This window comes from uncultured Thiodictyon sp. (assembly GCF_903828115.1).
In the GTDB taxonomy this organism is placed as follows: Bacteria; Pseudomonadota; Gammaproteobacteria; order Chromatiales; family Chromatiaceae; genus Thiodictyon.
On the sequence record NZ_CAIKKU010000519.1, the window covers coordinates 1 to 9336 of the forward strand.

Here is a 9336-nt window from a genome sequence, read left to right on the forward strand (position 1 = left end):
CCTCGTTGATCTTCTTTGGCCGACCACCTTTCGACATCGTTGCGCGCCTCGTTCTTGTAAACTCGCGCAAGAATATCGGCCAGGTAGATTTTGTCTATACCCTCTCACGCAGAGGCGGTGACCCGCGACGCTCGGGTAACCCGCGAGGCCTCGTCGCGGCTGAAGCCGCTCCCACAAGGTCCCCGCGGGACGTTCACGGTAAAGCCTCGACCTCCGGTGTGGGGCGCTTGGGTGGCGGCCGGGACGATGATCAAGAGCGGATGCGGGCGAGCACCTTCCCGGGCTGCGCAGCGGTTCCGCCGCTTTCGCCGACATGATGGCGGACTGCCCTGCGGGCATCCGCCCGGCCCTGATCCGCCCGACGCCCGCGGCCCCGCCACCCGAACCTGCCTCGGAACCGGAGCCCACCGCGTCGTTCGACGTTAGGGGAAAATTGGAGAGTTACCATGAATGCGAAGACGCAGGCGTCGGTGTCACTGGCTTGGTCGACGATGGCCTGCCCTAGGGCGAAGCGCTCCTTTTGTCTAGCGGCGATCATCTCTATGCTAATCCTATCAGGATGTGAAAACGGTTCAGATCTTTCGCGCACTTAGGCAGAAAAAATGCTTAAAGAGTATAGATTCTTTAAGGAACCGGAGTCAGCACTAATATATTCTCGATTTCAGCCCGAAAGGCAGTAGGTCATGAACAAAGAGCATGGTCGCAGCGCTACCGCAAAAGGCGCTGAAGGAAATACCGACTGGGAGAAGCTTCGCGCCCTGCCGGATTCTGAAGTTCTCTTTACCGACGACGCTCCCGCTACTTTGCCGGAAGACTGTACACAGAAGGCTTCACGCGACTCTGGCCCACGGTTGGCACGATCGCCGCAATGATGATCAGTCTCGGGCTTTTGGGTGTGGCGATGCAGTCCTTGCCCGTAGGCACCTCCTACGCCGTCTGGGTCGGGGTGGGCGCGGTGGGCACTGCAATCCTTGGCATCATGCTCTTGGGCGAGTCGGCGAACCCCGGGCGCTTGGTCAGCCTGGGGCTTATCGTCGGCGGCATCATCGGCCTCAAGCTGTCCTCCGGCGCGTAACCTGGTACCGCACGATGGAAAGGCTCAGACCATTCTGGGGCTTCTCTGCCCCTGGCCCCTTTCCCCTCGCGCCGACCAACCCCACCGCACCCTTGCGCCGGGCGGGCCCTACGGACTGGTCGCGACCTCATCACCCAGCCCGGGCGGGTCGAGGTCCAGCTTGATGGCGATCCAGCAGGCCAGCGGCATCAGGATCGCCCAGCCGCCCGCGAGCACGGCGAGCGCCGCGACGGGGTCGGGAAAGTTCACCGCCCCGAGGCGCATCCCCGCGTAGTAGGCGAGCGGCCCGCCCAGGGCCCCGAACAGGGTCGCCAGGCGCCAGCGTCCGAGCAGCCACCGCAGGGAGACATGCAGCGTGGTGGCGAACCCCGCCCACATGGCGATGATCCACACCGGGGCGAGCCAGGGCAGGACTACACCCGATGGGTATTCGAGTATGCCGAGCCCGACCAGGAGCCCGTCCCACAGTGCGCCGATCGCGGCGACCGTCAGGATCAGGAGCGCGTCCCGCCCGGGCGCGGGCACCAGGGCCAGGTGAATCGCCACCGCCACCGCGGTCACGGCGACGCCGACCCAGGGCAACTGATGGGCGCCGCCGAGGACGCAGGCGAACCAGGCGATCTGATAGGCGACAAAGTTCAGCAGTACACGAGACACATCACCTCCGGTCAGGACGGCACCAACCTTTAGAAAGAAGGTGCGCCTGGCCCCGCGGAAAGCAACCCGCGGCCGGGGCCGGCAACGGCAGCGGGCGCCCGGATCTTGAAGAGGTTACGCGCGGCTGGACCATCGCTATCGGCGTTAGCAACGTGTTGCGCCGCGGCCCGACGCCCGCGTCCGGCGGCGGGATGATCGGGACCACCGGCCTCCCGCGTGGTCGCAACGCCGATGTGCCGCGGCGCCGCTTCTGCCATACTAGCCACGGGCGCCTGACTGCGTTTTTTGGCGCGCGCCCTTGGCCCAGGGGGAATTTCGACGGTGTTACGACGGCTCGCGGCGGCGGTCCTGCTCAGTGCGCTCATCGGCCTGTCCAGCGGTCTGGCGGGTGTCTTGAGCCGGGCCGGTGTGGCCCGGGCGGACACCGGCGTCGCGGCAGTCGCGGCGCCTGCCCCCGCGGTGGTGGTGCTGGCCTCCTATCACCAGGGCGACGCCTGGACGGACCAGGAAGTCGCCGGCCTCCTGGCGGGCCTCAAGGCCGCCGACCCGGCCTTGGTGCCGATGGTCGAGTACCTGGACACCAAGCGCTTCCCCGACCCCGGACACCTGGCGTTCCTCCAGGAGACCCTGGCGCGCAAGTACCGGGAGCGGCCCCCGGCCCTGGTCATCGCGCTCGACAACCCCGCCTTAGACCTCCTGCGGACCTATCCCCAAGACCTGTTTCCCGGTGTCCCCGCGGTCTTTGCCGGGGTCAACGGCTTTCGGCCGGAGTGGCTGCACGAGCGCCCGGGGACCACCGGGGTCGCCGAGATCGAGGACATCGCCGGGACCCTGGAACTGGCGCTGCGACTGCATCCAGGCACCCGGCGGGTGCTGGTGATCGACGACGACACCGCCAGCGGCCGCGCGATGCGCCGCGCGATGCAGACCATCGTGCCGGACTTGGGTGGGCGCGTGGCGGTCGACTTCGCCCCCGCGGTCCCCTTTGCGGAACTGGCCGGGCAACTCGCCGCCCTGCCCCCGGACCGCCTGGTGCTCATCCTGACCTATGTGACCGATGCGGCGGGACGGGTCTTTTCCCGCGAAGAAAGCACCCACCTGATCGCCGCCGCGAGCCCGGTCCCGGTCTATGCCATGCACGCGACCCGCCTGGGCCACGGCATCGTCGGTGGCCTGCTGCTCGACGGCCGGGAGCACGGCGCCCAGGCGGCGGCCCTGGCCCGGCGGGTGCTGGCGGGGGAGGACCCGGCGGAGATCCCGGTGGAATTGAGCCGCTCCTACCCGGAGTTCGACGACGATGAGCTGCGTCGGCTGCGTATCGCCGCGACCGCCCTGCCGCCGGACAGCCGGGTCATCAATCGCCCCGTGACCTTCTACGCCCAGTACCGCGGGCTGGTCCTGGGCGCGCTGACGGTGCTCGCGTCCCTGTCGTTTGCGCTCCTGGTGCTGACCCTGGCGACGCTGCGCGCCCGGCATGCCGAGGCGGCCCTGCGCCAGGCGCAGGAGCGGCTCGATCTGGCCGTGCAGGGGGCCAATCTGGGGCTCTACGACGCGAATTTCGCGACCGGTACGGTGTACCTCAACGAGGGCTACGAACGCCTCCTGGGCTACGCCCCCGGGGAATTCCAGATGACCGTGGCGGGGTGGAGGGGCCTGATCCACCCGGCCGACCGCCCGCGGGTGGAACAGTCGGCAACGCAAGCGCGGCGGACCCGGGCACAGTTCGAGGCCGAGTACCGGGTACGCCACCGGACCGGGCACTGGCTCTGGGTACTTGACCGCGGCCACGGCTTCGACTGGGACGCCGACGGCGAGCCGCGACGCCGGGCCGGCACCCTGCTCGATATCACCGGGCGCAAGGAGTCGGAGGAGCGCATCGCGCGCCTCTCGCGGCTGTACCAGACCTTGAGCGACACCAATCAGGCGATCGTGCGGACCACGGACGAGACCGAACTGTTCCGGCAGGTGTGCGACATCGCACTGCGCCTGGCGGGCTTCGGGCTGGTGTGGATCGGGCTCGCGGACCGCGCGCACAATCGCGTGCTCCCGGTCGCGGCGGCAGGCGCGGCGGCGCAGTCACTGCGCACGCTGGCGATCCCGCTCGACCCGCCCCCGCCGCCGGGCGCCACCCTGGCCGCCGCCGTGCTCGCGGCCGGCGCGAGCCTGGTCAGCAACGATTGGGCGACCGATCAGGGGCCTGGGGGCGGCGGGGAGGCGTCCGCGCTGGCCGGCCTGGGCGCGGTCGCCTGCCTGCCCCTGCGACGCGGCGGGCAGCCGGTCGGGGTGCTGGAGGTCGGCGCCGCGGGTCCGGGCTATTTCGACGCCGAGGTCATGGCCCTGCTCGAGGAGATGGTCCAGGACCTCTCCTACGCCCTGGACAACCTGGATCGCACCCGCGCCCTGGCCGAGTCGCACGCACTGATCGCGGCCCAGAAGGCCTTCTACGAGGACATCCTGGGGCGCGTCCAGGAGGGCATCCTGGCGACCGACGCGCAGCAGCGCGTCACCTACACGAACCCGGCCATGACCCGGATCGCGGGGGTGCCGGCCGCGGCCTTGCTCGGGCGCCACGCCCTGGACGGATTTGCGCCGGAGACGGTGGGTGAACTGCGCCCCCTGTTTCTCCAGGCCATGGAAACGGGCGCGCCCACGGCCTGGGCCCTGCAACTCGTCACCCCGCAGGGCCGGGACGCCTGGCAGGCTGGCTGGCTGCTGCCCAGGTTCGGGGCTGCGGGCTACCTGGGGATGATCTGCACCGTCAGGGACATCACCGCGGAGCGCACGGCGCAGTTGGCCCTGGCGCAACAGCGCGACCAGTTGGAGGAGACCGTCACCGCCCGCACCGCGGCCCTGCGCGCGGCGCAGGAGGAACAACGCCTGATCCTGGAGTCCAGCGCGAGCGGCCTCTGCGGTCTGGCCCCGGACGGCACCATCAGCTTCGCCAATCCGGCCGCCTGCCGCCTCCTGGGCTACCCGGCGGAGGCCTTGGTCGGCGCCGCACTCCACGACCTGGTCCATCACTCCCGGCCGGACGGCAGCCCCTACCCGGCGGCACAGTGCCCGATGGTAGCCGCCCTGCGCGACGGCCACACGGTCCGGGTCGACGACGAGGTCTTCTGGCGGGCGGACGGGCAGGCGATCCCGGTCATCTACTCCGCCCACCCGATGGTCCGGGACGCGGTGACCATCGGCGCCGTGGTGAGCTTTCTCGACATCACCGAGCGGCGGCGCCTGGAGGAGCGGCTGCGCCGGTTGGCCGGCGCGGTGGAGGGCATCGCCGGGGTCCGGGACCTGGCCGGCCTGGCCGGCATCGTGTGCGCTGCGGCGCGTCGGCTCACCGGGGCCGACGGGGCCTGCCTGGTGCTGCGCGACGGGGAAACCTGCCGCTATGTCGGCGAGGACGCCATCGGCCCGCTGTGGGCCGGCCGCCGCTTCCCCCTGGACGCCAGCGCCGCCGGCTGGGTCATCCGCCACGCCGCGCCCCTCACCCTGGACGACGTCGCCGACGACCCGCGGGTCCCGCCGGACCTCTACGAAGGGACCTTCGTGCGGGGTCTCTGTGTGGTCCCGGTCGGCCGCACCCAACCCCTGGGCGCCATCGGTTGCTATTGGGCAGAGCCCCATCGGACCCGCGACGAGGCGGTGGACCTGGCCCAAGCCCTGGCGGACGCAACGGCGGTGGGGCTCGCCAACCTGGACCTCATCGCCCGCCTCACCGAGGCGCGCGCCACGGCCGAGCACCTGGCCCAGGTCAAGAGCCTCTTTCTGGCCAACATGAGCCACGAGATCCGCACCCCCATGAACGCCATCCTGGGGCTCGCCCACCTGCTGCACCGGGGCACCCGGGACCCGGACCAGCGCGACAAGCTCGGCAAGATCGCCAAGGCGGCCAATCATCTGCTCGCCATCCTCAACGACATCCTGGACTTCTCCAAGATCGACGCGGGCAGGCTCGAGTTGGAGGAGTGCGATGTCGACCTGGCCGCGGTGCTCGCGCACGCCGCCGCCCTGGTGGCGGATGAGGCGCGCGCCAAGGGTCTGGAGTTGGCAGTGCACCTCGACCCCGCCCTGACGGCCGACCCGATGCTGCGCGGGGACCCCACCCGGCTCACCCAACTGGTGCTCAATTATCTCGCCAACGCGGTGAAGTTCACCGAGCGGGGGACCATCGCCCTGGAGGCCGGGATCGTCACGGACGGCCCGGACGCGCGCCTGGTGCGCTGCGCCGTGCGCGACACCGGACCCGGCATCGACCCGGCCGACCAGGGGCGCCTGTTCGATGCCTTCGAGCAGTTGGACCCCTCGACCACCCGCCGCCATGGCGGCACCGGGCTGGGGCTCGCCATCAACCGGCGCCTGGCCGAACGCATGGGCGGGGCCGTCGGGGTGCAGAGCCGGCCCGGGGCGGGCAGTACCTTCTGGTTCACCGCCCGGCTGGGGCGGGGGGCGCGGGCGCCGGGCGGCGCCGGAAACCAGCCGACCGTTGCGGCGGCGGACGCCACCGACGCGGCAGAGTTGGCGTTGCGCCGCACGCACCCGGGGGCGCGCGTGCTGCTCGCCGAGGACAACCCCATCAACCAGGAGGTCGCCCTGGAACTGTTGCGCGGGGCCGGGCTCCACGCGGACCTGGCGGCCGACGGCGCGCAAGCCGTGGCGCTGGCGCGGGCGGCCCCCTACGACCTGATCCTCATGGACGTGCAGATGCCGGTACTGGACGGCCTGGAGGCGACCGCGGCGATCCGCGACCTTCCCGGCTACGGCGCAACCCCGATCCTGGCCCTGACCGCCAACGCCTTCGGCGAAGACCGCGCCCGCTGTCTGGCCGCGGGGATGAACGACCATGTGGGCAAGCCGGTGGACCCGGCCGTGCTGTTCGCCGCCCTGCTGCGCTGGCTGCCGCCCGGGGCGGCCCTGCCAATCCCGGCAGCGGACGCCGGCGCGGCCCCGGCCGCCGGGACCCGAGCGGCGGCGACCGGCACTGAGCCGGGAAGCGCCGCACCACTGGCCCGCCTCGCCGCGATCCCCGGCCTGGACACCGCCCTGGCGCTGCGCCACCTCGCCGGCCGGGTCGAGCGCCTCGCGCACCTGCTGCGGGTCTTCGCCGACAGCCACCGCGAGGCCCCGGCCCGCCTGCGCGAGCGCCTGGACTGCGGCGACGGCGACGGCGCCCGCCGCATCGCCCACGGCCTCAAAGGCGCCGCCGCCACCCTGGGCGCCACCGTCATCCAGGCCCAGGCGCTGGACCTGGAACTGGCCCTGCGCGACGGGCGCCCGCGCGCCGAGCTGGAGCCCCGGATCGCGCGCCTGGAGGAGACCCTGGCCACCCTGCTGGACGCGCTACGCGCCGCCCTCGACCCCGGGACCGCGTCTGAAGGATGTAAGGATGAAGGATGAACGCACAGATGCAGAGTGAGCGCATTATCGTCCGGCCTATCACGGCGGCGCGGCATGTTATGTGACCGGAGAAGACAATACTGATGAATCCAGACTGCCCGGACGCGGACCCCGTTCCAACCCCCCTGCTGCTCCCGGCCGAACAGGGGTTTCTCGACGGCCTGCGCCAGGCGGTGGCGCTGCGGCGGCTGCGGGCGCTCGATTTGCACTTCGCCCGCCAATTGGGGGAGTTGGTCGGTGAGGCGACCGGAGCACGCCTGCTGGCCGCGGCCCTGGCGAGCCGGCAGGTGGGCGCGGGGGACCTGTGCCTGGACCTGCCTGGGCTGGCGGGGCGCTCGCCCTTCCCGGAGTTGCCTTGGCTGCTGGCCCCGCCGCTCGCGCAGTGGCGGGCCGAGCTGCTGGCCTGGCCGGCGGTGCAGGGCGCCGCGGATGCCCTGGCAGGGGGCGCGCACTCACCCCTGATCCTGGACGCCGCGAACCGGCTCTATCTGGCGCGCTACTGGCACTTCGAGCGGGGGGTGGCACAGGCCATCGGGGCGCGCGCCGCGGGCCTGGCGGCGGGGGTGGATCGCGGGCGCCTGGCGGCGGGGCTCACGCGCCTGTTCCCGGCCGCACCGCACGGCACCCTCGACTGGCAGCGGGTAGCGGCGGCCATGGCCGTGTTGCGGCCGCTGTGTGTGATCTCCGGCGGTCCGGGCACCGGCAAGACCCGCACCGTCACCGCCTGTCTGGCGCTCCTGATCGACCAGGCCCGCGCCCGCGGCGAGACCCCGCGAATCGGACTCGCGGCCCCCACCGGCAAGGCGGCGACACGCTTGACGCAGTCCATCCGTCAGGCCAAGGCGGCGCTGCTGGGCGACGGCGCACTGGACGCGGGGAGTGCGGCCGCCATCCCCGAGGCGGCGACGACGCTGCACCGGCTGCTCGGTACCAGGCCGGGGCGGGCCGCGCCGCGTCACGGGCCGGACAATCCGCTGCACCTGGACCTGCTGGTGGTGGACGAGGCGTCCATGCTCGACCTGCCGCTCGCCGCCCGGCTCCTGGCCGCCCTGCCCGCGGCCTGCCGCCTGATCCTGCTGGGTGATCGGGAGCAACTCGCCTCGGTCCAGGCCGGGGCCGTGCTGGCCGATCTCTGCGGGCGGGGGCGCGAGCCCGCGTGGTCCGCGACCTTGGCCGCGGCCCTGGCCGAGGTGGGTGCCACACCGACCGCGGGGAGCGTCGGCGCCGGGCCCGTGGCCAACCCTGACCCATGCGGCCGCCCGGGTCTGGGCGACGCCATCGCCCTGCTGCGCCGCGGCTACCGATTCCTGCCCGGCAGCGGGATCCATGCCGTCTCCGCCGCCATCCAGCGGGGCGATGGTGCCGGGGTGGTCGCGGCCTGCGCGGCCGACCACGCCGACGCCCGACGCCTGGACCTGGACGGCGCCGATCTCGCGGCCTTCATTGCCGGATTCGTGGTGCCCCGGCACCGCCTGGTGATGACCGCCGCCGACCCGACCGCGGCCCTGGCCGCGCTTGGCCGCTATCGGGTCCTGTGCGCGGTGCATGACGGACCCGCGGGGCTGCAAAGGCTCAATCGGATCGCCGAGCAGGCCTTGGCCGCCGCCGGGCTCGTCCGGCCGACAGGCGGGCTTTACGTCGGCCGACCACTCCTGGTGACCGCCAACGACTATGACCTGCGGCTCTACAATGGCGATGTGGGGATACTGCTGCCGGACCCCGCGGCCGGGGGCGAACTGCGCGCCTGGTTCGAGACCGCGGAGGGCCTGCGGCGGCTCTCACCCCATCGCCTGCCGACGCTCGAGACGCTGTTCGCGATGACGGTGCACAAGAGCCAGGGGTCTGAATTCGATGAGGTGGTGTTGGTGCTGCCGCCCCATGACAGCCGGGTGCTGACCCGGGAATTGATCTACACGGGGGTGACGCGGGCGCGTCGCCAGGTGACCCTGGTGGCCGGTGCGCAACGTTTGGCGGCGGCGGTGCACCGGCAGGTGCAGCGCTCCTCCGGCCTGTATGACGCACTGTGGCCGACGGTGGACTGAGAGCGGGTTGCCGGTGGTTGTCGTTGTCGTTGTCGTTGTCGTTGTCGTTATCGTTGTCGTTGTCGTTGTCGTTGTCGTTGTCGAGGTTATCGTAGCGCCCCGGATTCCCTCCTTCGCCAAATTGCAGCGATTCTCTGATTACGATTACGATTACGATTACGACAACGA

4 protein-coding genes are annotated in these 9336 nt (G+C 71.5%); 3 read left to right on the forward strand and 1 reads right to left on the reverse strand.

Annotation, left to right across the window (positions count from 1 at the left end):
- Nucleotides 1-814 precede the first annotated feature (814 nt).
- Nucleotides 815-1075 carry an SMR family transporter gene (locus QZY48_RS19060; protein WP_295434155.1) on the forward strand — a complete coding sequence of 87 codons (261 nt, stop codon included), beginning with the start codon at nucleotides 815-817 and terminating at the stop codon, nucleotides 1073-1075.
- A 108-nt stretch (nucleotides 1076-1183) separates the two neighbouring features.
- Here QZY48_RS19060 and QZY48_RS19065 read toward each other — a convergent pair whose 3' ends face one another.
- Nucleotides 1184-1732 (reverse strand): DUF2878 domain-containing protein, encoded by a 549-nt coding sequence (locus QZY48_RS19065; protein WP_295434149.1) that lies wholly within the window; start codon nucleotides 1730-1732, stop codon nucleotides 1184-1186.
- 321 nt (nucleotides 1733-2053) lie between these two features.
- On the opposite strand from QZY48_RS19065, the gene QZY48_RS19070 reads away from it, so the two are divergent.
- Nucleotides 2054-7126 (forward strand): PAS domain S-box protein, encoded by a 5073-nt coding sequence (locus tag QZY48_RS19070; RefSeq protein WP_295434151.1) that lies wholly within the window; start codon nucleotides 2054-2056, stop codon nucleotides 7124-7126.
- 83 nt (nucleotides 7127-7209) lie between these two features.
- The gene (gene recD, locus QZY48_RS19075) at nucleotides 7210-9168 is read left to right on the forward strand and encodes an exodeoxyribonuclease V subunit alpha (RefSeq protein WP_295434152.1); all 1959 of its coding nucleotides are present in this window, start codon (nucleotides 7210-7212) and stop codon (nucleotides 9166-9168) included.
- The last annotated feature ends 168 nt before the right edge of the window (nucleotides 9169-9336 follow it).